Source organism: Cetobacterium sp. (assembly GCF_977044495.1).
Map to the genome: position 1 here is coordinate 16,226 of NZ_CDRRQU010000023.1, position 22,128 is coordinate 38,353.

The 22,128-nt window shown below is 31.0% G+C and carries 22 protein-coding genes and 1 rRNA gene; 1 reads left to right on the forward strand and 22 read right to left on the reverse strand.

All coding sequences use genetic code 11. The annotated features are described in order from the left end of the window. Positions 1-6 precede the first annotated feature (6 nt). From ACWI69_RS07055 to ACWI69_RS07090, 8 genes are read right to left on the reverse strand one after another with little or no spacing between them, the layout of a single operon-like run. Positions 7-921, reverse strand: a complete 915-nt coding sequence (locus tag ACWI69_RS07055) for an ATPase (protein ID WP_448821133.1) — start codon at positions 919-921, stop codon at positions 7-9. Then, positions 921-1,955, reverse strand: a complete 1,035-nt coding sequence (gene mreB, locus ACWI69_RS07060; protein WP_448821134.1) for a rod shape-determining protein MreB — start codon at positions 1,953-1,955, stop codon at positions 921-923. The genes ACWI69_RS07055 and mreB overlap by 1 nt, the downstream gene beginning before the upstream one ends. Before the next feature lie 13 nt (positions 1,956-1,968). Beyond that, positions 1,969-2,340 (reverse strand): Mini-ribonuclease 3, encoded by a 372-nt coding sequence (locus ACWI69_RS07065; RefSeq protein ID WP_448821135.1) that lies wholly within the window; start codon positions 2,338-2,340, stop codon positions 1,969-1,971. Next, a complete protein-coding gene (cysS, locus tag ACWI69_RS07070; RefSeq protein ID WP_448821136.1) occupies positions 2,328-3,752 on the reverse strand; it encodes a cysteine--tRNA ligase in 1,425 nt (474 codons plus the stop codon). The genes ACWI69_RS07065 and cysS overlap by 13 nt, the downstream gene beginning before the upstream one ends. Before the next feature lie 11 nt (positions 3,753-3,763). After that, on the reverse strand, positions 3,764-4,834 hold the full coding sequence (locus tag ACWI69_RS07075; protein WP_448821137.1) for a hypothetical protein: 1,071 nt from the start codon (positions 4,832-4,834) through the stop codon (positions 3,764-3,766). Between the two features lie 20 nt (positions 4,835-4,854). Then, the gene (locus ACWI69_RS07080) at positions 4,855-5,679 is read right to left on the reverse strand and encodes a nitrilase-related carbon-nitrogen hydrolase (protein ID WP_448821138.1); all 825 of its coding nucleotides are present in this window, start codon (positions 5,677-5,679) and stop codon (positions 4,855-4,857) included. Positions 5,680-5,698: 19 nt separating this feature from the next. Continuing rightward, on the reverse strand, positions 5,699-6,382 hold the full coding sequence (ispD, locus tag ACWI69_RS07085) for a 2-C-methyl-D-erythritol 4-phosphate cytidylyltransferase (protein ID WP_448821139.1): 684 nt from the start codon (positions 6,380-6,382) through the stop codon (positions 5,699-5,701). Continuing rightward, positions 6,358-8,697, reverse strand: coding sequence for an endonuclease MutS2 (locus ACWI69_RS07090; RefSeq protein WP_448821140.1), 2,340 nt, complete (start codon positions 8,695-8,697; stop codon positions 6,358-6,360). Before ACWI69_RS07090 ends, ispD begins: the two co-directional genes overlap by 25 nt. 160 nt (positions 8,698-8,857) lie before the next feature. On the opposite strand from ACWI69_RS07090, the gene rpmB reads away from it, so the two are divergent. Next, positions 8,858-9,115 (forward strand): 50S ribosomal protein L28, encoded by a 258-nt coding sequence (gene rpmB / locus ACWI69_RS07095; RefSeq protein WP_448821141.1) that lies wholly within the window; start codon positions 8,858-8,860, stop codon positions 9,113-9,115. 131 nt (positions 9,116-9,246) lie between these two features. Here rpmB and rpsR read toward each other — a convergent pair whose 3' ends face one another. From rpsR to rrf, 14 genes are all read right to left on the reverse strand, one after another. Next, positions 9,247-9,465: a 30S ribosomal protein S18 gene (gene rpsR, locus ACWI69_RS07100; RefSeq protein WP_023051045.1), complete on the reverse strand. Its 219-nt coding sequence runs from the start codon at positions 9,463-9,465 to the stop codon at positions 9,247-9,249. A gap of 46 nt (positions 9,466-9,511) precedes the next feature. Beyond that, on the reverse strand, positions 9,512-9,796 hold the full coding sequence (rpsF, locus tag ACWI69_RS07105) for a 30S ribosomal protein S6 (RefSeq protein ID WP_448821142.1): 285 nt from the start codon (positions 9,794-9,796) through the stop codon (positions 9,512-9,514). Between the two features lie 101 nt (positions 9,797-9,897). Further along, entirely contained in the window at positions 9,898-10,968 is a 1,071-nt protein-coding gene (ftsZ, locus tag ACWI69_RS07110; protein WP_448821143.1) for a cell division protein FtsZ, read from the reverse strand. Positions 10,969-10,985: 17 nt separating this feature from the next. Continuing rightward, positions 10,986-12,296 (reverse strand): cell division protein FtsA, encoded by a 1,311-nt coding sequence (ftsA, locus tag ACWI69_RS07115; RefSeq protein ID WP_448821144.1) that lies wholly within the window; start codon positions 12,294-12,296, stop codon positions 10,986-10,988. Further along, on the reverse strand, positions 12,286-12,978 hold the full coding sequence (locus ACWI69_RS07120) for a cell division protein FtsQ/DivIB (protein ID WP_448821145.1): 693 nt from the start codon (positions 12,976-12,978) through the stop codon (positions 12,286-12,288). Before ACWI69_RS07120 ends, ftsA begins: the two co-directional genes overlap by 11 nt. A gap of 33 nt (positions 12,979-13,011) precedes the next feature. Beyond that, positions 13,012-13,872, reverse strand: coding sequence for a D-alanine--D-alanine ligase (locus ACWI69_RS07125; RefSeq protein ID WP_448821146.1), 861 nt, complete (start codon positions 13,870-13,872; stop codon positions 13,012-13,014). Positions 13,873-13,886: 14 nt separating this feature from the next. Next, entirely contained in the window at positions 13,887-14,729 is an 843-nt protein-coding gene (murB, locus tag ACWI69_RS07130; protein WP_448821147.1) for a UDP-N-acetylmuramate dehydrogenase, read from the reverse strand. Continuing rightward, positions 14,716-16,065, reverse strand: coding sequence for a UDP-N-acetylmuramate--L-alanine ligase (murC, locus tag ACWI69_RS07135; RefSeq protein WP_448821148.1), 1,350 nt, complete (start codon positions 16,063-16,065; stop codon positions 14,716-14,718). The genes murB and murC overlap by 14 nt, the downstream gene beginning before the upstream one ends. Further along, positions 16,066-17,142: an undecaprenyldiphospho-muramoylpentapeptide beta-N-acetylglucosaminyltransferase gene (gene murG / locus ACWI69_RS07140; protein ID WP_448821149.1), complete on the reverse strand. Its 1,077-nt coding sequence runs from the start codon at positions 17,140-17,142 to the stop codon at positions 16,066-16,068. Between the two features lie 10 nt (positions 17,143-17,152). Then, positions 17,153-18,466 carry a UDP-N-acetylmuramoyl-L-alanine--D-glutamate ligase gene (murD, locus tag ACWI69_RS07145; RefSeq protein WP_448821150.1) on the reverse strand — a complete coding sequence of 438 codons (1,314 nt, stop codon included), beginning with the start codon at positions 18,464-18,466 and terminating at the stop codon, positions 17,153-17,155. Positions 18,467-18,528: 62 nt separating this feature from the next. Then, positions 18,529-19,617, reverse strand: a complete 1,089-nt coding sequence (gene mraY / locus ACWI69_RS07150) for a phospho-N-acetylmuramoyl-pentapeptide-transferase (protein WP_448821151.1) — start codon at positions 19,615-19,617, stop codon at positions 18,529-18,531. 5 nt (positions 19,618-19,622) lie between these two features. Beyond that, positions 19,623-20,912: a UDP-N-acetylmuramoyl-tripeptide--D-alanyl-D-alanine ligase gene (locus ACWI69_RS07155; RefSeq protein ID WP_448821152.1), complete on the reverse strand. Its 1,290-nt coding sequence runs from the start codon at positions 20,910-20,912 to the stop codon at positions 19,623-19,625. A 70-nt stretch (positions 20,913-20,982) separates the two neighbouring features. Beyond that, complete coding sequence (locus tag ACWI69_RS07160; protein WP_448821153.1) at positions 20,983-21,873, reverse strand: YegS/Rv2252/BmrU family lipid kinase; 891 nt, start codon at positions 21,871-21,873, stop codon at positions 20,983-20,985. 34 nt (positions 21,874-21,907) lie between these two features. Further along, positions 21,908-22,024: ribosomal RNA gene (rrf, locus tag ACWI69_RS07165) — 5S ribosomal RNA — on the reverse strand. Positions 22,025-22,128 lie beyond the last annotated feature (104 nt).

Genomic DNA, 22,128 nt, shown 5'->3' on the forward strand with positions numbered 1-22,128 from the left:
ACTCTTCTAAACATTTGTATAAAAAGTTACCAGTAAATTTTTTAAGTTTATAGAGCTTCTCCCTATATTTTTTAACTCTAATATTTTTTCTAAATTTTCAGCTCTATTTCCTATAAGAGATATTGTATAGCTTACAATCTCTTTTATTAACTCCCTGTCTGAAGTATTTAGAAGAATTTCATCCACAAAATATAGTTTATCATTCAACGTCAAATAATCCTTTGTATTTAAAAAATCTCTTATTGACTTATAAAGCTCTACTTTGTATTGAAACTCTTTTGTCTCTACCCAACTTCTAATATTATGTCCAACTCTTTCAAAAGAATTACCTTCGTTTAAATCTATCTCGCTATTTTTATATTCCCCTAACTCCTTTGACTTTCCCAAAAAAAAGCTATACTCCTCTTGAGTAACTCCTATCTCTTCTGCACTCTCTTGAAGAATATTCAACAGTATTGATCTAGATTTTATTGTTGGAAGAACATTTAATCCTGTGGAAGTCAATATAAAAAAACTTCCACTATTAGGTTCCTCTATCAATTTTAATAAAGCATTGGCGGATTCTTTTCTCAATTTTTCAACATCTCTTATTATATAAATTTTTTTCTTTCCTTCATAAGATGTTGTCGAATCTCTATAAACTAGTTCTCTAATTTTCTCTATCTTAATACCTGTTATATCGTCTAAAATCTCTAAATCACCATGTGTTTCACTTTCTATTCTAATACAACTCTCACAAACTCCACAAAAATTATCTGTATAATTGATACAATTCAAACTTTTAGCAAAAGATTTTGCAAATTTTTTTAAAAGATCTCTATCGACTCCATAAAATAGATACGTTCCAGCTTCCCTTTTAAATCTTAGTTCTTTTTGTAAAAACTCAATAGCTTTTTTATTGGAATTCAAATCTTCAAACATTATCTTTCAGCCTTTTCAATTTTTCTTAAAATAGAAATCTGATCCAGAGCCATTCCTGCCCCTCTAACAACGCTTTCAAGTGGCGCATCTGCCAGTCGTACATTTAATGAAGTATGCTTCGAAATTAGTTCAGGAAAGTTTCTAATCAAAGATCCTCCTCCCGCCATAACTATTCCTCTATCGATTATATCTGCCGCTAATTCTGGTGGAGTTTTCTCTAAAACATCTTTTACACAAGTTACAATTTCCATCAATGAATCCATAATAGCCTCTCTGATCTCTTCAGATCCAACGGTAACAGATTTTGGTAACCCTGTTATCAAATCTCTTCCTTTTATTGTCATTGTTTCCTCTTCTGCTAAAGGAATGGCTGTTCCTATCTGCATTTTTATACTTTCAGCTGTTTTATCCCCTATCAATAAGGTATGTGTTTTTTTTATATACTTTATTATATCCATATCAAAATTATTTCCAGCTGTTCTTATAGTTTTACTTACAACTGTTCCACCTAGTGATATCACTGCAACGTCTGTAGAACCTCCTCCTATATCAACTATCATGTTCCCCTCAGGTGCTGATATATCGATACCTGATCCCAAAGCTGCTGCTCTTGCTTCCTCTATCAAATAAGCTTTTTTAGCTCCAGCTGAAAGAGTCGCTTCCAATACTGCTCTTTTCTCTACTCCTGTTACATCTATTGGTACACAAATCATAACCTCTGGCATAAATAACGAATATTTTCCAAATACCTTTTTTATAAAATACTTTATCATAGCTTCCGTTATATCATAATCAGCTATTACTCCTTCGCTTAAAGGTTTTACCGCTACAATTGAATCCGGTGTTTTCCCCAACATATCTTTAGCTTCATTTCCAACAGCTAAAACTTTTCTACTCTCTCTCTCTACCGCTACAACTGATGGTTCATTTAATATTATTTTCCCATGCTTTTTACTGTACACCAATGTGTTAGCTGTCCCTAAATCAATTCCAATACTTCTACTAAATCCAGGTAGTTTCAATTTGAATCCCACTTACTATCACTCCTTAACCTAAGTTTTTTTCTACTATTTTATTTATTTCTTCCATTTTTCCCTCGACATAAAGCGCACCAATTAAAGCTTCAAAAGCCGTCGCCTCTTTATACTCCATAACACTACACGATTTAGGAAAAGTTTTTATGTTACTATTTTTAGATCTATTCACCAATGTTAATTTATCTTCATCTAAGTCATCAATTATATTTTTTAAATATTTACTTTGAGCCTGAGCATTTACGTGTTCTTTTACCAATCTATTTAAATTTTTTATATTGTAACCCTTGTTTATAAAGTATGTTCTTATGGAAAGCTCCCACACAGAATCACCTAAATATGCCAAAACTAAACCATTTGCTTCACGCACATCTAAATTGACCATGTTGTCTTTTCCTTTCCATCCTTTATTTTAATCCCCATCTCTAAAAGTCTATCTCTTACTTTATCTGAAAATTCCCAATTTTTATTATCTCTCGCCTCTCTTCTCAGTTCAAGTAAAAATTCAATTAGCTCTGTTGTCATATCTCCCACTTGAACCTCCACTTTTAATAGAACTCCAAATACCTCTTCCATAACAACTCTTATATATTCAATTGTATCTTCTAACACTTCAAATCCAATTTTAGAGATTTTATTAATCTCTCCAGCTTTATTTAACTCTTTCACAAGTTCAAATATAGCTCCTATTCCACCAGCAGTGTTGAAATCTTCATCCATACATCTTATAAATTTATCTTTTGATATCTCCAAGATTTCTTTTAACTCTGTAAGGTCTGATCCATTTTCAGCTGGCTTTGATGTTAAAATCTCTTTTCCTCTAGATATAGCATTTTCTATTCTTTCTAATCCAGCTTTACTTTGAATTAACTCATTGTCAGAAAAATCAATCGGTTTCCTATAATGAGAGCTTAAAATAAAAAATCTCACTACTCTTCCCTCGAACTGCTCTAGCACCTCTCTTAAAAGAAAAAAGTTTCCTAGGGACTTAGACATCTTCTCTCCCTTTACGTTTATATAGCCATTATGTATCCAGTATCTAGCAAATTCTCCACCTGTTCCACACTTTGACTGTGCAATTTCGTTTTCGTGATGTGGAAATATCAAATCTTGTCCTCCACCATGGATATCAAATGTAGGTCCTAAATATTTATTTGACATTGCAGAACACTCTATATGCCATCCGGGTCTTCCTTTTCCCCAAGGTGAATTCCAGAAAGGTTCTCCTTCCTTAGCTTTTTTCCATAGAGCAAAATCTAATGGGTCTTTCTTTATTTCTGATACGTCTATTCTTGCACCGCTTTTCAAATCATCAATACTTTGTCCTGACAATTCACCATATTCTTGCTTATAACTGTTTACGTCAAAATATACATCTCCTTGAGATTCATAAGCATAACCTTTTTCAATCAGTGTTTTTATAATTTTTATCATTTCGCCGATATGTTCGGTTGCTTTAGGTCTTATCATCCCCTCCTCTTTTAAGTTAATCTTTGCTGTATCTTCAAAGTATGCGTCTATATATTTTTTAGCTATATCTTGAAGAGTCACTCCCTCTTCATTAGCTTTTTTTATCATTTTATCATCAACATCTGTGAAATTTTGAATATATTTCACTTTATAACCTCTAAATTCAAAGTATCTTCTCACAGTATCGAAAAATATAGCTGGTCTAGCATTCCCAATATGAATATAGTTATAAACTGTCGGTCCACAAACATACATTGAAACCTCACCCTCTTTTAGAGGTTTAAATATTTCTAACTCACCTTTAAGCGTATTATATATCTTTATCATTTTATGCCCTCCTACTTAGCCGCTCTCAATAGATTAACCACTATCTCTTCACTTAAAATTGTACTTATTCGCAATCTATCTTCTTCTGCTATTCCTTTCAACTCCACATTTCCTATCACTTTATTTTTTACTTTTATATCGATATATCCTGACATAAACTGTTTTTTTTCAATTTCAACATCCATTACCTTATCGCTACTTAAAGTTGCAATTTTCTCATCATTCTTTGGACTATTTATATATACATTTGAAGACACTCCTTCAATAAAACTGTCTCTAAAGAAATAATTTAAAAAGAATAGAAACGATCTTAACTCTGCATCCCTTGTACTTCTTAAATAAAGTTTATTTTTCTCAATAGTTTTTTTCCCTGAAAGTCCATCTTGAGCTATTCCATTAAAACTCTTTATAATATCGTTTTTCCCACCTATATTTGCAGTCAATATCATTTCTTCTTTTTTATTTACCTCTCCCGTTAGAACAAGTTCATCAAATCCACCTAAGGGATTTTTACCCAAATTCAATATTAACATTCCAAGATTTTTATCCTTTTCTCTATCCAAAATTTTCAAAATATTCTGATTGAAATACTTTTCATTTTTTAATATTCTTTCGATATCCTTCTCTTTTTTTCCTATTAAAAAGTTTCCTTTTTCTATTTTTAAGTATATTTGCTCACCTTTCAAATATCTTTTTGCGTATTCATCCTTAAGTATATAAAAATCATTCACTTTATCAAAATAAGTTTCCACTTTTAATTTTATAAAAGGATATACATACCCAAAATCAATAATTCCTACGCATGATTTTTTCTCAGAGATAAAACTACTATCTGAAACTATATATAGTCCTTTAACATAGCTCAATCCTTTTTTTATTTCATTGTCAACATTAAAATCTGCTTTATTCAAAAGATTTATAACATTTTCAAAATTTTTATGATCAATATCTTCATTTACGTATACCAAGTTTATCCTATCGCTTAAATAAACTCTTGGATTCTCTTTATTCGCATAAAATATACTCACTAAAATACTAACTCCGCATAAAAGTCCTAAAGCTATTTTTAAAGTTTTTCTCATCGGTACTCCTTCTAATAAATCTATCTACTTTTTCTTATTCTTGTCAATTCATTTAGTACTAAATCTATTTTCTCATTTTTATATGACCCCGATGCAAATCTAACCTTTATTATCTCTTTTTTGTCCACTAGAATGTTTTTTCCATCTTCTTTGAAGTATTCCATTTTTTCTATAATATCTCCTGATGGATTGATTGCAAAACTTCCTCCCCAGAAGTTGACCCCATCTTCTACTCCTACTCTATTTACCATAATAACAAAACACCCATTGCTAACAGCTGTTGTCTTACATATAGACTTCCAAATGTCACTTATTTCCAATCCTTTATTTGAAAGTCTTGTTGGACTATTTGCTATAACAAAAATTGTTTGAGCCCCATCTTGTCCCAAAATATATGAAGCACTTTGATGAAAGATATCTTCGCATATCAGCATTCCAACTCTTCCAAATTTTGTATCAAAAGCTCTTATATTTTCCCCCTCTTTAAAATATCTTCCTTCGTCAAAAAGACCATAAGTCGGTAGGTAAACTTTTCTATGTCTGTGCTTTACCTCTCCATCCTCTAAGTAAAAAGCTGTATTATAGTGATACAAATCTTCACCTAGCTCCACTGCTCCAACTATTATTGATATGCTTTTAGATAGTTGTAATAGTTTTTCTGGCACCTCAGTTATAGCTATATCATAGACCATGTCTTCCAATAAATACCCTGTTAAAGATAGCTCTGGAAACACAATGACCTCTGTTCCCTTCTCAATCTCTCTCTTCACTATATCAACTATTTTTTTTAAATTTTTTTCTATATCTCCTAATATTGGTTTTATCTGAGCTAAAAAAACTTTCATTTCCCTCTCCTCTATCAAATTAAAGAAATTTTAAATCCTCCACAGTTGTAATTTTTATATTGTCATAATCCCCTATTAAAATTTTTACTTTACCACCTATTCTCTCAACTAGCGAGGAATCGTCAGTTCCTAAAAAATTATCCTCCCTAGCTTTTTTATAAGCTTCTTTCAATATCCTACCCTTAAATATTTGTGGGGTATGAACAGCTATATACTCCTCTCTCTTTGGAGTTTCAATAACTTTACCATCAATACTAACTCTTTTAATAGTATCTTTCAACGGAACCCCTACAACAACTCCATCAATTTTTAAATCCTCCTCGAACATCTCCAATGCTTGATAAAAATATTTTTCTTTTAAAAATGGTCTCACAGCATCTTGTACTGCTATTATACTATTATCTTCACAATATTCCAACGCATTTTCTATAGAATACTGTCTTTCATCTCCACCTGAAATAATATTTTTAACCTTAAATATTTTATATTTCTTACATAATTGTTCCACTAACTCTATCGATTCTTGCTCTGTGCTAATAATAATCTCACTCACATACTCGCTTCTTTCAGCAACTTCTAAAGACCTTATAAATAAAGGTTTTCCATCTATTTCTAAAAATTGCTTAGGATAGCCCAATTTCATCCGTTTACCTACTCCAGCAGCAGCTATAATCAAAATTATTTTAGAGTCACCACAGTACATCCAATTCCTCCTTCATTATGTCCACCAGCTCTATACTCTTTAACATATCCTGAGGTTTTCAAAAATTCCATCACTCCTGCTCTCAATGCTCCTGTTCCTTTCCCATGGATTACATATATCTCTGTATAACCATTCATCAAAGCTCTATCCATATATGTCTCCAACTCATATATAGCTTCGTCAACCAATTTACCTCTTAAATCCACTTCATTTTTCACTTTTGTTTTAGTATGTGCATTTATAGGTCTATATTCTTTTTTCTTTGGTTCTACTACTGTTTTTACGTCATCCATTGAAACTTCTAATTTTAATATCCCCGCCTGTATATTCAATGTTTCTTTATTCAAGTTTATCTTATTTACAATGGCATATTGATTTAGACTATTTACAAATACTCTATCTCCAACCTTATAGTCTATCTTTCTTGCCACTTTTACTTTCACTTCTACATTTTCAGACTTCTCTTCTTGTAGGGAAGTTCTAAGCATATTAAGTTTCTTTTGAACCTCTTTCATCTCCTCTTTTGTTTTATCCTCTTTTTGAATCTTATTGACTAATGCAGCAGCTTTATTTTGCATATCTTTCATCATCAATTCAGCTTTTTCATATGCTTCTTTCAGTATTTGATTTTTCTCTTTTTCTAATACTCTCAATTTCTCTTCATATTCATCTTTATCTTTTTGGGCTTGAGCCTTTAGAATTTCTACTTCCAATTGCATATTTTCCAATTCCAAAGATTTATCCTTTATATTGGAAATCATTTTTTCTACTTTTTTATCTTCATCACTTATATAGCTTTTTGCTTTTTCAATAATCACTTCAGAAATACCCAATCTTTTTGCTATTGTCAAGGCATTACTTTCCCCAGGTACTCCTATTAGAAGTCTATATGTTGGCGAAAGGGTTTCTACGTTGAACTCCATTGACGCTGTCTCTATATCTATTTCATTGTATCCATAAGCTTTAACTTCACTATAATGTGTTGTTATTAATGATTTGCATTTCTTATCTTTTAAATAATCGATTACTGCCATTGCAAAAGCTGATCCCTCCATTGGATCAGTTCCAGAACCTAGCTCATCTAACAATATCAATGAAGCCTTCGTAACCGAATTTAATATCTCCTGTATATTTTTTAAGTGTGCTGAGAATGATGATAATGATTGTTCTATGCTCTGCTCATCACCTATATCTGCAAAGACACCATTAAAAAATCCTATGCTTGTTTTTTCATCTGCAGGAATTGGAAGACCACTTAGAGTCATCAGTGTCAATAGTCCAGCTGTTTTTAATGCCACAGTTTTTCCACCTGTATTTGGACCTGTTATCAATAGCGTATTATAATTTTTTCCTATTTCAAAGGTTAAAGGTACGACCATATTCTCATCTATAAAAGGATGTCTAGCTTTTACTAAAGATAGCATCTCTTTATTGTTTATCTCTGGAATTGTACATTTTTTTTCTATACCAAATTGAGATTTTCCATTCAATATATCCAAATACATTATTGATGCTCCAATCTCATTTATCACCTCTGTATTTAGTCTAACTTGGTCAGTCAACCTTAGAAGTATCTTTCTAATCTCCTCTCTTTCTCTAACTTCTAACTCTCTCATTTTATTATTTAAAGATACAATTGATATCGGTTCTATAAATACTGTTGAACCACTTGAAGACCTATCATGCTCTATCCCTTTAATAAGACCTTTAAAATCTGTTTTGACAGGAATCACACTTCTCCCATCTCTTGTGGTTATGATTTTTTCCTGTATAGCTTTAGTATAGGTTGGGTTAGCAAACACCTCTTCAAATTTTCTTTTAATATTTGCTACCATATTTTTCTTTTGAAATCTTAGTTCTCTCAAATCTATGGAGGCGTCATCTTTTATATTTTTATCCGGATCTATCGCCTTGTTTATCAAATCCTCAAAATTTTTAAGGGTTGGAACATTTATAAATTTTCCTCTTAAATCTCTATATTTTTCTAAGCCCTCCAATCTTCCCTTAAAGATTCTAAAAATTCTTAAGTTTATATTTATTGACCACAAATCTTCTGGCTCTAAATACATTCCAACGAGTTGAGCTTTTCTTGTAATACCCGCTATATCCCTCATCCCAGCTGGTTCAAACCCACCATCATATTTTAAAAAATCCATAAAATCTTTTATTATTTCTAACTCTTTTCTTAAAGAATTTATATCTTTAAATGGCTCTAATTCAAGTACCTTTTCTTGATTTTCTTCAATAGTCATATACTGAGATAACTCTTCTCTTAACTTATTAAACTCCAATACTTTATAGCTATGAACATTCATATTACATATCACCTTTTCTATATATATTTTACCCTAACATTATAACATATTTAATGCTTTTTATAAACTGTTCCAAATAATTTAAAAAATACCTTGATATTTTATTTCAGTAATGGTATAATAATTTGCATGTTTATAACGAAAGCGAGGTGTAAATAGAATGCAAAGATGTGAAATTACTGGAAAAGGAATGGCTTTTGGAAATCAAATTTCTCACTCACACAGAGTAACGGGAAGAGTTTGGAAGCCTAACTTACAAACAACTAAAGTTGTTATCAATGGTGTTACTGTTAAAGTTAAAGTTTGTACTAAAACTTTAAAAACTTTAAAGACTGCTAATGAAGTTGAAGTTATGCAAATCCTTAAAGCAAATGCTAATACTCTAAGTGCTAGACTTAGAAAGATATTAAGCAAATAATGCTTATAAAAAAAGACAGCTTTAAATATAAAAAAGCCTGTCTTTTTTTTATTTTTGTAACTTTTATTTTATATTTTTAATATTCCAATGTAGAAAAAAAGGCTGAAGAATAAATCTTCAACCTCATTATTTTACTTCTCTACTCTTGTATATGGAATAAGAGCAATGTTTCTAGCTCTCTTAACAGCTTTAGCTATCTTTCTTTGTAACTTAGCGTTAGCTCCAGTTACTCTAGAAGGATTGATTCTTCCTTTATCAGATACGAATCTTTTTAATAAATCAACATTTTTGTAATCGATTTCTTCAGCTTTAACTCTTAATTTAGCTCTTCTTCTTCTGAATTCTGCCATTCTAATAACCTCCTTATTTGAGAATAAACGTTTTCTTTAGTTTTAATTAGTCGTTCTTAACTATGATGTATCTCATAACTTCTTCAGTTATGTTAAGCTTTGACTCAACCTCAGTTAACTTAGTACCGTCTATCTCTAAAGTAGTTAGTACGTAGAATCCTGTTTTCTTCTTATCGATTGGATAAGCAAGCTTCCTCTCTCCCCACTTTTCAGATTTAAGAACAGTTGCTCCAGCTGTAGTTAAGATATTGTTAACTTTAGCTATCACAGTTTCTCTTCCCTCTTCTAATATAGTTGGGTTGATGATGAACATTAATTCATACTTTTTCATGTTATTACCTCCTCCCTATGGTTTTAGCCCAAAATACACAGTGATCTTGAGCAGGGCATTATTAATTCTAACATAGAATCAATAATTTTACAAGTGTTTTTTTAGTCTCTTCTATTAGCTCTAATCCATGGTGGTAAATCTAATTCATCTCTCACTTCTGCCGTTTCCTCTACTTTTGGAGCTTCAGCTTTTTTCTCTACGTTTATAAATGATTCAGTTTTTTCCTGCTCATCACCAAAGCTATTAGCGATTATTGTAACTTGAATTTTATCTCCATACGATTCATCTGCTGTTATTCCAAACATAATATCCTCAGCTGTTTTTCCCGCCGCTTCTTTAACTATATTAGCTATGGCTTGAGCTTCCATAAGCCCTAGATTTGATGAACCAGCTATATTTATTAAAACCTTGCTCGCTCCCATAATAGACTTTTCTAAAAGAGGTGATGATAGCGCTTTTTCTGTAGCTTTAGCAACTCTATTCTCTCCTTCTCCCTCTCCAAACCCTAAAACTGCAACTCCCGAATTTTGCATAGTAGCCTTAATATCAGCGAAGTCTAAGTTAATAAGTCCTCTACCTATCATCAAATCCGCAATACCTTTAATACCTATTTTTAAAATATTATTAGCTTCTTTAAATGCATTCTGTAAAGTTATTGTTTTTTCTGGTAATTCAAACAATTTGTCATTAGGTATTATCACTAATGAATCAACGTGCTTTTCTAAATTCGATAGTCCTAAAGCTGCATTACTTTCTCTTTTTCTTCCTTCAAATGAAAACGGTCTAGTTACTATACCTATAGTTAAAACTCCCATCTCTTTAGCTATCTTAGCTATTACTGGCGCTGAACCTGTTCCTGTTCCTCCACCCATCCCAGCTGTTATAAATAACATATCTGTTTCTTCTAATAAGTTTCTTAATTTTTCAACATCCTCTTCAGCAGCTTGCTTACCAACTTCTGGGTCAGCTCCAGCTCCCAAACCTCTTGTTAATTTTTCACCTAGTTGAACTCTTATATCCGCTAAAGAGTTATTCAAATCTTGAGCGTCCGTATTTGCCGCAATATACTCTACACCAGTCACTCCAGCTGAAATCATATCATTTATTGCATTTCCTCCAGCTCCTCCAGCTCCGATTACTTTTATCTTTACTTCACATTCGTTATTAAACATTTTCACACAGCTCCTTATTATATAAAGTTAGAAATCCATTTTTTAATTTTGTTTAAAGTTCCATCTGTAGCCACTTCTTCTTCATACTCTTCTTCGTAGTCCTCTTGTCTAAAAGCTGTTTCATTTATAGGAAGTTCTGTAACAAATATTTCTTCCTCTTTTTCAATGGCTGTAACTTCGTCCTTTAAACTTTCCTCCATCTTTTCGTTTCTCTTTTTAAATTCCGCTTCTAATTTTGTTAACAAAACACCAATCACTGTGGACATAGATGGATTTACATTCTCCAATCCTCTAAGTGGAAACGGTGCAACTTTTCTAACAGCACATTCCATCTTACTACCCACTTTACTAAAAATCTCGTCTATTGATACCGCTCCACCTGTAAAAGCTAGACCTTTTCCTAGATACCCGTTGAATCCTGACTCCTCTATTGTTTTCGAAATAAAATTAATTAAATCACCTGTTCTAGCGTCGATTATCTCTTTAATTTCATCTATTTTGTATTCTCCATTTTCTGTTTTTATCACTCCATCAGAATACTGTTTACTTCTCAACTTTTCAAGAATCTCTTTAGCTTCTTTCTTAGGTATTTTTAAAAGATAGCTTATATCGTTTACAAAATGCATTCCACCTATTGATAAAGATTTTGTATAAATTATTTTATCATTTTTATATATAGCTATATCTGTAACTCCTTCTCCTATATCGATTAGAGCTACTCCCATCTGTCTGTCTCCATGTTCTAAGGTTGATTTTGCGGAGGCTGACGCATTTAAAAATATATCCTCCACTTTTAATCCTGCGTTATTTATAACTTCTACCAATGGATCTAACTGATCTTTTTTTATAGTTATTAAATGGACATCCCCTTGAATACTTTTTCCAATTTGACCAATTGGATTTTTTAATATTCCAGAACTGTTTACTCTAACATTATAGGCCTCTTGTTCAATAACGATTTCATCCTCTTTCAATATAGTGCCCTTTATCAATTCTATCAAATTGTACATATCCTGAGCTGTTATCTCTTTTTCATCAAATTCAATACATCCATGATCAGTTTTTGAAATAATTCTGTCGTTACTAACACCTAGTGAAATAGCTTCAAACTCTCTCCCATTTCTTTGCTCTAACTCTTTTAGACCTTTAGCAATACTCGCACTTAAAAGTTCTGCATCCTCCACTATCGATCTTTTTATGCCTTCACTTGGCACCTCTAAGTAATCCAGCACTCTTAACTTTAATCCTTCTGTACTAAGTTCTCCCAAAATAAATTTTATTTTACCATTTCCAACATCCAAAGCTAATTTTGTAATATTATCTCGCACTTTTCCCCTCCTTTTCCATTACTACTATATCTGTAAACCTTATATCTATATAATCTATTACTTTAGCCTTTATCAACTCCTTGTATAGATTCATCATTATTTCATATTTTTGTTTGGAAACCTCAAGTTCGGTCTTTATCTTAGTTCCATCTCTCAAAATAATACATATTAAATTTTTATTCTCAGCGTATAACTGTGAAACTTCATCCTTTAAATCTAGTTCTTTTAGCTTTTCCATTATCTCTAAAAGATATTTTTCTTCCTTTGCATTTCCTAATACAAGAATTGGCATACTTTTTTTAGGATACTCATCTAGTTTCCCAAAAACTGTCCCCTGCTCATCCATTGTATATATTTTTGAGTTATATTGTGCATAATAACTGCTATCTTTTTCTGTTATTTCAATAATTATCTCATTCAAATTTTGTTTGGAAATAGACACTTTTTTTATTCTTACATCTTTTAATAATTTTTTTTCTAACTCTTCTAAATTTAATTCATTGATATTTTTTCCCAAAATCTCTATTTTTATTTTTTCTAAATCTGATTTAAGATTTGCTGAAACTTCACTAATTTGAACTTTCGAAATGTTGAAAAACTCTCTGTTTTTAAAGTCCTTTTCAACTTGAATTATAATCAAAGTCAATGCCAATATTATAGCAATTTTAAATATATTTTTCAAGAATCTCTCCCTGTTATTTCAGATATTTTCTATTTAACAACTTTCCACTACTGCTTTAGTTAAATCATCAAAAGAGTAACCTTTTAATGCCGCCAATTTTGGAACCAAACTTGTCTCTGTCATTCCAGGACAAGTATTTACCTCCAAAAAGTAAGCTTTTCCATCTTTTAATATAAAATCGCTTCTTGTAACTCCTTTTAATCCTAATATTTCATGTATTTTTCTAGCAGCTTCTAAAACCTCTTCATAGACCTTTTCATCTATTTGAGCTGGACACTCGTATTCTGTTTTTCCCACAGTATATTTCGCTTCGTAATCATATAGTCCAGATTTTGGTTTTATTCTAACTACTCCCAGTTTTTCTCCATTTAATATCCCAGCTGTCAACTCATCCCCTTTTATAAACTCCTCAATCAAAGGTTCCTTATCTTCTAGTATCTTATAGGCTTTTAAAGCCTCCTCTTTCGTATTACAAATATATAGTCCAACACTAGAACCCTCTTTTGCGGGTTTTATAACAACAGGATAGTTGTCAATCTCTTCAATGGAGCTGTATGTCCCAGCAACTCTTATCCCTAATTCTTTAGCTATCATTTTTGTTAAAATTTTATTCATTGCAACCGCACTCCCAGTCACACCTGAACCCGTGTATTTTTTTCCTAACATATCCAACACAGACTGAACTCTACCATCTTCTCCATACTCACCATGAAGGGCTAAATAAACTAAATCATAAGTATTTTCGATAAACGCTGAAACTAAGTTTTCCTTTGTTAAATCTATCTTATATGCTTCATACCCTTGTTTTAATAGACTATTTAAAATAGCTTGTCCACTTCTCAAAGAGACTTCTCTCTCCGCTGTAATTCCACCCATAACAACTGCTATTTTCATTTGATTCCTCCCAATTATTTTCTCACTATTATAATCTCTTCTTCCAACTGTATTCCAGTTTTATTTTTTACTCCTGCTTTTACCTCTTCAATTATCTCTAGAATATCCTTAAATTTAGCCTCTCCTTTATTCACTATAAAGTTCGGGTGTACCATTGATACTTCCGCTCCACCTATTTTTTTCCCTTGAAGCCCTGCCTCTATTATTAATCTAGCTGAAAAATATCCCTCTGGATTTTTAAAAGTACTCCCTAAATTTGGTTCATTCAATGGGTGATTCTCACTTCTTTTCAATTTGTATTTTTCTACAACTTCACTTAAATATCCCTCTTCGAATTTAAAAGTAGCACTTACCACAACCCATTTTTTCTCTTTTATCTCTGTAACTCTGTAAGAAAATTTCAAATTTTCTTTTTCTATTCTTCTCAGTTCATTATTTTCATCAACAATTTCTACCGATATTATTCTATCGAAAATTTCAGTTCCATGAGCTCCTCCGTTCATAAAAACAAGACCACCCACACTTCCCGGTATCCCTGCTAAATTTTCTAAACCAGTATAGTTTTTTTCTGCCATATAGTCTATCAAGCTAGAAAAATCTAGACCTGCTCCAACTTCAACTACTCCTTCCCCTTTATCATCTATATAATCAATAGCTTTAAGAGACACAAATGTAGTCTCTAACTCTCCATCAAAAATTAAAGTATTTGTTCCATTTCCTATTATAAATATATTTTCTTTCTCTTTTAAAACGTCCAACAATTCGTTTTTATCTTCTACTTCAATAAATTCTTTAGCTATTCCACCAATTTTCATATTAGAGTACTCTTTCATTGAGTGATTTTTATATAACTTCATTTCCTGTTCTCCCTATATTTTCTGCAATAGTATGAGCCAGATTTGATATATTCCCTGCTCCCATAAATAAGAATGTTGCTGATCCTTTTTCACCTACTACTATTTTTTCTATCTCTTCATTTTTCTCTATTATTCTACAATGTTTATGCCCTATCTTCTCTTTTAATTTTTCCAAAGTCACTCCAAACTCATTTTTCTCCCCTGCACTATAAACAGGCATAAGTATAACTTCATCTACTCCCTCAAAACTACCTTTAAAATCGTTTAAAAGAAATTTTAGTCTACTGTATCTGTGTGGTTGAAAAATTGCTATTGTCTTATTTTTTTCTATTGTTTTTGCACCTTGAATAGTTGCCTTAATTTCCGTTGGATGATGTGCATAATCATCTATTATTCTTATTTTATCACTATGCAATATGTCATATCTTCTTTTTGCACCCTTAAATTTCAAAAGTTTTTCAGCTATTACTTTTTTATCCACACCATATTTTTTAGCTAAATATATAACTGGTAGGGCATTTTGAATATTATGGTTTCCGGGAATTGACAATTCAAACTGTCCGAATTTTTCACCATTGATGATAACCGTAAATACTGTTTTTGAATTTATTATTTTTATATCTGTTGCAATTATATCAGAATCTTTTTTCTTAATGCTATAAGTCTTTACATTTTTTCTACCTTTTATTAATTCCAATGTTTCAGAACAATCATCACAGACTAATATCTCTTTCTTTGTTTGATCCATAAACTGCTTAAATGATTTTTTTATATTTTCAAGAGAACCATGATTTTCAAGATGGTCAGCTTCAATATTTGTTATTATTGAAATTTCTGGTGTTAGATGTAAAAACGAGTTATCACTTTCATCAGCTTCTGCAATGAAAATCTCTGCTTTTCCACATCTAGCATTAGAACCTATCTCAGGCAAAATTCCTCCTACAACTATCGTTGGGTCAATATCTAAAAGTAGTGACCCCAACATAGAGCTTGTTGTCGTTTTGCCATGAGTTCCTGCCACAGCTATCCCTTTTTCTTTATTCATTAAAAGCGATAGTAGTTCTCCTCTTTTTATTACTTTTATCCCCAACTCTTTAGCTTTTTTTATCTCTGGATTATCCTGTTTTATAGCACTTGACGCTACAACTAAACTAGCTCCAAGAATATTATTCGCCTTGTGTTCTCCAAACACTTTAATTCCAAGCTTCTCTAGCTCCTCTGTGACATAATTTCTTGAAAGATCAGCTCCACATACATTATACCCCTTCAATTTCATAATTTTTGCCAGACCACTCATTCCTATTCCGTTTATTCCAATAAAGTATATCTTATCCATCTAATTCCTCCATATATCCAAGCATTCAACTATCTTCTCAGCTGCGTTACTTTTCTTTAAAATTTTAACTTTTCTACTCATTTTATTCAGCTCTTCATCATTTTTTATGAGCTCTAAGGCCTTTTCTATAGCTTCATCAGCTTTACTGTCACTATATATAAGTGCTGCTTCATTTTCTGATAATATTTTTGCATTTTGATATTGACCAACCTTTATCGAATTATATGGTATTAAAATCGATGGCTTTTCAAGTTGCATTATTTCAGACACGGTCAATGCCCCGGCTCTACAAACAACTAAATCTGCAGCTGCCATTATATTTATCATATTATTAAAATACGGTTTTATAATATCCGCAACCTTTATTTGTTGATCTTCCAACTTTTCATTTATTTCTCCAAAATTTTTCTCCCCTGTAGCCCAGTAAATTCTAATACTCTTATCTTTATATATATCTTTTAAATTTTTTATTACCGCTTCATTTAAAGATTTTGCTCCAAGGCTTCCACCAGTTATCAAAAGAACTCTTTCATCTTTACCTATCTTTAATCTTGCTCTTTCTATATCTTTATCCATCATATAGATATCTTCTCTTAGTGGATTTCCTGTCACTAAAAACTTATGTTGGTCTTTTACCGATATCTCTTCATAAGTTATATCAAAAGCTAAAAAGCATTTCTTGGCAATTTTGTAAAACAACTTATTTGCGAGTCCTAAATCCGCATTTTGCTCTTGTAAATATATTTTCTTTCCCAGAATTGTTCCTGCCAACAAAACTGGTATCGATATATAATTACCAAATCCAATTATTATATCAGGTTGCTCCTTTTTAACAATTTTAAAAGCTTGAAAGAATGCCTTTATATTTGATAATATCTTTTTTAAGTTTTGAAATGGATATACATCTATCCCTAAAAATTTAATTCCCTCTTCTGGAACTAAATCCTTTTCCATTCTAGTCGAACTACCGACAAATAAAACTTCCATACCTCTACTCAAAAGTTTTTTTCCAACAGCTAACGCTGGATATATATGCCCTCCTGTACCACCAGTTGTTATAATTATTTTTTTTGTCATAGATTCTCTCCTAATTAAAATAACTTTTTACTAAATTTTTAAAAACTTTTCCTCTTTCTTCAAAATTTTTAAACTGATCAAAACTTGATGTCGCAGGAGAAAATAGAATAGTTTCCTTATAATTTTTATCAATTCTAGATTTTAATTTTTCCAAAACTTTGTCTAAAGTTTTTAGATTAAAAATTCTTTCTTCTGAAAAACCTATTTTTTTTAGCCCTATTTCTAATTTATCAGATATATCACCGATTAGATAAACCTCTTTGACTCTTTCTAGAATTATTTTTTCTAGTGGGGTCAAATCCAACTCCTTATCATATCCACCACAAATTAGAATAGGTTGTTCAAAAGCTTCAATAGCAAATCTAGTGGAATCTATATTAGTTCCTTTAGAGTCATTTATAAATTCAACTTGACCATATGAAAAAAAATTTTCCATTCTGTGTTCCAATGTTTTTGTCGAATATAAAAATTCTCTAATTAGCTCTGTTGGAATGCCTATAAGCTTGCCTATACAGACTATAAACAGCATATTTTCCAAATTATGTTTTCCTTTTAAGGAGGCTAATTTTTCTTCTAAAATAAATTCATCCACGTAAAAAATAGAACCATTTTCAACCCAAACACACTCATTCTTGTCGGTTTTATTCATTCCTATAAATATTTTTTTTCCAGAGATCATACTCTCTCTTTTTAAACTTTCGGTACATGAAGTATTTACTATAAAATATTCATTTTCCTTCTGATTTTTTCCTATATTAAACTTTATGTTATAATAGTGATCCAAATCTCTATATCTTGTTAGATGATCTGGTGCCAAATTTACTACCAATGAGATATCTGCTTTAAACTCCTTCACATTTTCAAGCTGATATGAACTAGCCTCTAAAACATAGTAGTCAAGCTCCGGATTCTCCATAACTGTCTCACTGAAAGAATACCCAATGTTTCCACATACTTTTGCTTTATAACCTGCTTTTTCTAATAACTCCTGAGTTTTGGTTGTAATCGTAGTTTTTCCGTTAGTCCCCGTTATCGCTATTATTTTCCCACTAATTCTATTAATTTTCTTGTATCTATATCCTAATTCTATATCATCAATGACCTCTATTCCTAACTCCAAAGCTTTTTTTACCAACTCTGTATATGGAACTCCGGGGCTCTTTATAAACAAATCTATTTTATCATTTAACAATATCTCCATTCCATCTTTTGAAGATAGTCCTATTTTATCATCTACTAAAAAAACCTCGTATTCCATTCTTTTTAAAGTTTTTTCAGAACCTTTTCCACTCACTCCCGCTCCAAAAACAACTGCTTTTTTCATGGATTTTTCCTCCTTATTTTTAAGCGACAAAAACCACAGTGATTTTTCCACTGTGGTCTTATTTACAGTATTCCTCTCAATCTAACTATACCTAAAGCTATCATTCCTAAAAACAATGCAACAATCCAAAATCTCATTGTCACTTTCGTTTCCGGTAACCCTGCTAATTCAAAATGATGGTGTATCGGTGCCATTCTAAACACCCTTTTCCCTCTCATTTTAAAAGAGCCAACTTGAAGTATAACTGATATAGCCTCTAAGACAAATACTCCTCCTATTATCGGCAAAAGTAACTCCTGCTTAAGTAAAATTGCTACGACTCCTAGAATACCACCTAGTGTTAAAGAGCCTGTATCTCCCATAAAAATCTGTGCTGGATAAAAGTTATACCACAAAAATCCTAATCCAGCTCCTACTAAAGCTGATAAAAATACAGACAATTCACCTATACCTGCTATATAATGTAAGTTAAGATGGTTACTTAACTCAATATGTCCTGTGAAATACGCTATTATCCCCAAAATCGTTGCACCTATTATTACGGGCATTATCGCCAGCCCATCTAAACCATCAGTTATATTTACAGCATTGGATGTCCCCATCAATACCAAAGCTATAAATATTAGCATCAAAAAACTTCCCAAATAAAAATTACTATTAGAAATCATTGGATTCACAATTGACAAATCTAAAATTTTATTTCCAGTCAACCCAAATTCTTTTATAAAAAACCATGTTACTACTGCGATAAAACACTGTCCTAATAACTTTTTTTTACCTGACAAACCTTTTTTATTTACAGTAAACTTTTTATAATCATCTATAAAACCAATACTACTGAAAAGTAATGTTACTACAAACATTAAAATTAAGAATTTATTAAAAAGATCTCCTACCAACAACATTGTCAATAAAGTTCCACATATTATTAAAATTCCACCCATAGTTGGAGTACCTTTTTTAGAAAAATGGCTCACTGGACCCTCTTCTCTTATTGATTCTCCAAACTTTTTTATTTTTAAACACTTTATAAATGGTTTACCAGTAACTAAAACAACTAAAAATGCTAATATAAATGCCAAAAAACTTCTTAAATATATTGATTTAAGCCCCTCTAAAACTGGAAAATACCCTGCCAAAAAATACAGCATCCCTCTTACTCCTTTATTATTTCTTCTAACTTCATTCCTCTTGATCCTTTTAATAAAACAGATACATTTTCCACTTTATTAATTTTATTTTTTATATCCTTTTTCTCTCTAAAATAGGTAATTTTAGAATTTTTTAATATCTCTGAAGCCTGTTTCATTCTTTCGCCGTAGATAAATACTTCGTCGAAATTATACTTCAAAGCTTCGTTTAATATCTCCACATGATATTCTATCTCCTTATCACCAAGTTCAAGTACATCTCCTAAAACAACTATTTTTTTTCTATTCAAAGGTAATGATGAAAACGCATTTAGAGCCATTTTCATAGATACTGGACTGGCATTATACGCATCATTTATAAATAAAATTTTATCTCTCTCTATTTTTTCAAATCTCATTGAAGTTATTTTAATGTTTTTTAATGCACTTTCTATCTCATTATAAGACATTTTAAACATCTTTCCCAAAACAATAGCAAATGATGTATTTACAACATTATAAAGTCCATTTAAAAACACAAAATATTTTTCTTTATTTAAAAAGAATCTAACTCCATCATAGACTTCATCAAAATTATTTATAATATAATTGTTGTTATTTTCAAACCCAACTTTTGTAGCTTTTAAATTTCTAAAATAAGGGTCATCTCCATAAAGTACAACATTGTTTTCATTCACATAGCTTAAAATCTCAGTTTTAGCCTTAAATACATTATCTCTATTTTTCAAAAATTCCAAATGGGAGTCTCCAATATTTGTTATCACTGCGTAGTCCGGTCTCGCAATTTGTGACAATAAGTCAATCTCGCCTAAAGCACTCATTCCCATCTCTAAAACAGCAACTTCATCCTCTTCTTTGAGTTGTAGTAGTGTGAATGGAAGTCCAATTTGATTGTTATAATTTCCCAGAGTTTTTTTCGTTTTATATTTTGTCGATAGAACTCCATATATTAAATCCTTAGTTGTCGTTTTTCCTTCACTACCTGTCACTGCTATTATTTTGATATTCAATTTTTCTCTATATAATTTAGCTATCTCTTGTAAAAACTTTATACTATCCAAAACTTCAATAATTTTTTCACTTTTAATTACAGATTTTTTATCACAGATAACTAGTTCAGCTCCTTTTTCAAGAGCTTCTGCTATGTAGTTATATCCACTATTTATAGCTATAAACAGTGATCCCTTCTCAACTTTTTTACTATCCATTTGAATATTTTTAATATCTATATTTTTAGGTAAAATTATATTTAATTTTTGAAAATAGTTTAACAAAATTTCAGTAAATATCTTCAACTTTACATCCCCTTTTTTTTATATTTACTTCATATTCTACCATTTTTTTAATATTCTTTTCAATTTTTTTTTAACTAATCCCTAAAACTTTTAATCCTTTATGAATACACTCAATTTCAATGGGTAAATTAGGCCCTATTTCTCCATCTATATCCGTGGAATATTTTTCTACTCCTACAATTTTCATAAATCTAGTTTTAAAATATTTTATTGAATGAATATTTTTTTCTAAATGTGTCTTTGTAGCTAAAGCAGCACTAATTTCTGGTACATCCACTATGAAATCTGGTTTTACTAATAAAACATCGAAAAAACCATCATCCAATTTTGCATTATAAGCTAGTTCAAAACTTCCTGCACTCTTTCCATTGAAAATAAATAAAGAAACTATATCCGTTACCGTACTATATTCAGCACTTTCTAATATAATTTTCATTTTTTTTATTTTGGTCATCTCTTTTATTCCATTTATTATATATGCCAATTTTCCCATTGTTTTTATCATATTTCTATCAGTTGTTTGTGAAATTGTAGAAAAAATTCCAATACTAGCTATATTTATAAAATATTGGTCATTTATTTTTCCCAAATCTATCTCTTTAGCTTCTGTTGAGAGTATCTTTCTACAAGCTTCCTCTATATTTTTAGGCATATTTATCACATTTGCAAAATCATTTGCCGTTCCTGTTGGCAATACTGCTATTGGAATATCCACTTTATTTTTTTTCAAAATATTCACAAAACTGTTTATTGTACCATCTCCACCTGAAATTAAAAAGTGGTCATAGCTTTCTATTTCTTCTAAAATTTCATTTTTTTTACAATTGTGAGAAACCCTAAAGATATCAACCACAAATCCATGCTCTTGATAAACTTCAAAAATTTTATCCAACTCTTTTAAAATCTTTCCACCACCTGAAATAGGATTATATATTAGCTTTACTTTTTTTTGTCTTATCATATAATCATCTCCCAGTTTTAAATATAAAAAAAAAGATTGGCAACTTCCTATCCTCCCAGGGGGCTGCCCCCCAAGTACTTTCAGCGTTTATGGGCTTAACTTCCAGGTTCGAAATGTTACTGGGTGTTCCTCCATAGCTATCGTTGCCAATCAATATTCAATTTCTTGAACATTCAAAACTATATAGTAGTATATTAAGGTTAAAACTTCGATATATTAGTATTGGTCAGCTAAAAGCCTCACAGCTCTTACACC

What these genes read in the sequence shown, in the direction of transcription:
- murB (WP_448821147.1), bottom strand. Translation starts at nt 14,729, where the DNA reads ATGAAGTTATATAAAAATCACTCAATGAAAGAGTACTCTAATATGAAA.
- ACWI69_RS07160 (WP_448821153.1), bottom strand. Translation starts at nt 21,873, where the DNA reads ATGATAAGACAAAAAAAAGTAAAGCTAATATATAATCCTATTTCAGGT.
- ACWI69_RS07055 (WP_448821133.1), bottom strand. Translation starts at nt 921, where the DNA reads ATGTTTGAAGATTTGAATTCCAATAAAAAAGCTATTGAGTTTTTACAA.
- cysS (WP_448821136.1), bottom strand. Translation starts at nt 3,752, where the DNA reads ATGATAAAGATATATAATACGCTTAAAGGTGAGTTAGAAATATTTAAA.
- ACWI69_RS07090 (WP_448821140.1), bottom strand. Translation starts at nt 8,697, where the DNA reads ATGAATGTTCATAGCTATAAAGTATTGGAGTTTAATAAGTTAAGAGAA.
- ftsZ (WP_448821143.1), bottom strand. Translation starts at nt 10,968, where the DNA reads ATGTTTAATAACGAATGTGAAGTAAAGATAAAAGTAATCGGAGCTGGA.
- rpsR (WP_023051045.1), bottom strand. Translation starts at nt 9,465, where the DNA reads ATGGCAGAATTCAGAAGAAGAAGAGCTAAATTAAGAGTTAAAGCTGAA.
- ACWI69_RS07125 (WP_448821146.1), bottom strand. Translation starts at nt 13,872, where the DNA reads ATGAAAATAGCAGTTGTTATGGGTGGAATTACAGCGGAGAGAGAAGTC.
- ispD (WP_448821139.1), bottom strand. Translation starts at nt 6,382, where the DNA reads ATGTACTGTGGTGACTCTAAAATAATTTTGATTATAGCTGCTGCTGGA.
- rpmB (WP_448821141.1), top strand. Translation starts at nt 8,858, where the DNA reads ATGCAAAGATGTGAAATTACTGGAAAAGGAATGGCTTTTGGAAATCAA.
- murD (WP_448821150.1), bottom strand. Translation starts at nt 18,466, where the DNA reads ATGAAAAAAGCAGTTGTTTTTGGAGCGGGAGTGAGTGGAAAAGGTTCT.
- ACWI69_RS07075 (WP_448821137.1), bottom strand. Translation starts at nt 4,834, where the DNA reads ATGAGAAAAACTTTAAAAATAGCTTTAGGACTTTTATGCGGAGTTAGT.
- murG (WP_448821149.1), bottom strand. Translation starts at nt 17,142, where the DNA reads ATGACAAAAAAAATAATTATAACAACTGGTGGTACAGGAGGGCATATA.
- mraY (WP_448821151.1), bottom strand. Translation starts at nt 19,617, where the DNA reads ATGCTGTATTTTTTGGCAGGGTATTTTCCAGTTTTAGAGGGGCTTAAA.
- ACWI69_RS07080 (WP_448821138.1), bottom strand. Translation starts at nt 5,679, where the DNA reads ATGAAAGTTTTTTTAGCTCAGATAAAACCAATATTAGGAGATATAGAA.
- ACWI69_RS07065 (WP_448821135.1), bottom strand. Translation starts at nt 2,340, where the DNA reads ATGGTCAATTTAGATGTGCGTGAAGCAAATGGTTTAGTTTTGGCATAT.
- murC (WP_448821148.1), bottom strand. Translation starts at nt 16,065, where the DNA reads ATGGATAAGATATACTTTATTGGAATAAACGGAATAGGAATGAGTGGT.
- rpsF (WP_448821142.1), bottom strand. Translation starts at nt 9,796, where the DNA reads ATGAAAAAGTATGAATTAATGTTCATCATCAACCCAACTATATTAGAA.